Source organism: Nocardia sp. NPDC058497, from assembly GCF_042720195.1.
In the GTDB taxonomy this organism is placed as follows: domain Bacteria; phylum Actinomycetota; class Actinomycetes; order Mycobacteriales; family Mycobacteriaceae; genus Nocardia.
On the sequence record NZ_JBHXMY010000834.1, the window covers coordinates 1 to 1,963 of the forward strand.

General features: G+C 69.6%; 1 protein-coding gene. It reads right to left on the reverse strand.

Annotation, left to right across the window (positions count from 1 at the left end; all coding sequences use genetic code 11):
• Positions 1 to 50: 50 nt before the first annotated feature.
• Positions 51 to 1,963: transcription termination factor Rho (rho, locus tag ACFWPJ_RS31550; protein WP_378856982.1), on the reverse strand; the 1,913-nt coding region annotated here is incomplete at its 5' end.

The window sequence follows — 1,963 nt, forward strand, 5'->3', positions numbered from 1 at the left end:
GCCCCGGGGGCCCCGGGGCGGGGCGGCCCCTTGCGCGCGGTTCTAGACGATCACTCGTCGAGAGCGCCCGGTGCGGTCTTGGAGACCTGCATCAGGAACTCGAGGTTGTTCTTGGACTTCTTCAGGCGGTCGATCAGCAGATCGATGGCCTGGTGCGAGTCCAGCCCGGTCAGCACGCGACGCAGCTTGTGCAGCACCGCGGCCTCGTCGGGCGAGAGCAGCAGTTCGTCCTTGCGGGTACCGGACGGGTTGACGTCCACCGCGGGGAACACGCGGCGCTCGGCGATCTTGCGGTCGAGCTTGAGCTCGGCGTTGCCGGTGCCCTTGAACTCCTCGAAGATCACCGTGTCACCGGTGGAGCCGGTCTCCACCATCGCCGTGGCGATGATGGTGAGCGAGCCACCGTTCTCGATGTTGCGCGCCGCGCCGAGGAACCGCTTGGGCGGGTACAGCGCGGTCGAGTCGACACCACCGGAGAGGATGCGGCCAGAGGCGGGCGAGGAGTTGTTGTACGCACGGCCCAATCGGGTGATCGAGTCGAGCAGCACCACAACGTCTTTGCCCATCTCCACCAGTCGCTTCGCGCGCTCGATGGCGAGCTCGGCGACGGAGGTGTGGTCGGCGGGCGGACGGTCGAAGGTGGAGGCGATGACCTCACCCTTCACCGAACGCTGCATGTCGGTGACCTCTTCGGGACGTTCGTCGACCAGGACAACCATGAGGTAGCACTCGGGGTTGTTGATCGCGATCGCGTTGGCGATGTCCTGCATGATCGTGGTCTTACCCGCCTTGGGCGGGGACACGATCAGCGCACGCTGGCCCTTACCGATCGGCATGATCAGGTCGATCACACGCGTGGTCAGCTTGTTCTGCTGGGTCTCGAGACGCAGACGCTGATTGGGGTACAGCGGGGTCAGCTTGGTGAAGTCGGGACGGCGCCTGGCCGCTTCGACCTCGCCGCCGTTGACGGTGTCCAGGCGGACCAGCGGGTCGAACTTCTGGCGCTGGTTGCTCTGCTCGCCGTCGCGCGGGGCGCGCACCGCACCGGTGATCGCGTCACCGCGGCGCAGGCCGTTCTTGCGGACCAGGTTCATCGAGACGTACACGTCGTTCGGGCCGGCCAGGTAGCCGGAGGTCCGCACGAACGCGTAGTTGTCCAGGACGTCGAGAATGCCGGCGACCGGCTGGAGGACGTCGTCCTCGCGGATCTCGAAGTCGCGGGCCTCGCCGCCACCGCCACCGGCGCCACCGTCGCGGTCACGACCGCGGCGACGCTCACGGAACCGGCGACCCCGGCGACCGCGGCCGCCTTCCTCGTCGTCACCACCGCGGTCGTCGCGGGGACCGCGATTACCGCCGGTGGCGCCGTTCTGGTTCTGGCCACCGGTGCGCTCGCCCCGGTCGCCACCGGTGCGGTCGCCACGCTCGCGACGACGCTCGCCCTGCTCGCCGCCCTCGGCCTTGTCAGCCTGCTTGGGCTCCTCGCCACGGCTCTCGGCCTGGACGTTCTCGCCCCCACCGGAACGGGCCTGGTCACGGCCACGACGCTGCCTGCCACGGCCACGCTGACCGCCCTCGCGACCGGAATCCTCGGTCGACTCGGCGGGAGCGGCGGTCTTGGCCTCGGCCTGCGCCTGCTCGGCCGGAGCCTGCTCGGGCGCGACCGCGACGGCGGCCTGCTTCTCGGCGGGCTTGTCGGCCTCGGCGGGCTTTTCGGCCTTGGCCGGCTTGTCGGCCTTGGCTGGCGCCTCGGCCTTGGCCGGCGCCTCGGTCTTGGCGGCGGGCGCGTCGGCCGTCACGGCGGCGGCCTCGACGGGCTTGCCCGCCTTCGCAGGCGCTCCGGCCTGATTTTCCTTGATAGCGGCGATGAGATCGCCCTTACGCATACCGGAGGTTCCTCGGATACCGAGCTCCCCCGCCAATGCGCGCAACTGCGGCAACTGCATTCCAGTCAGCCCCGATC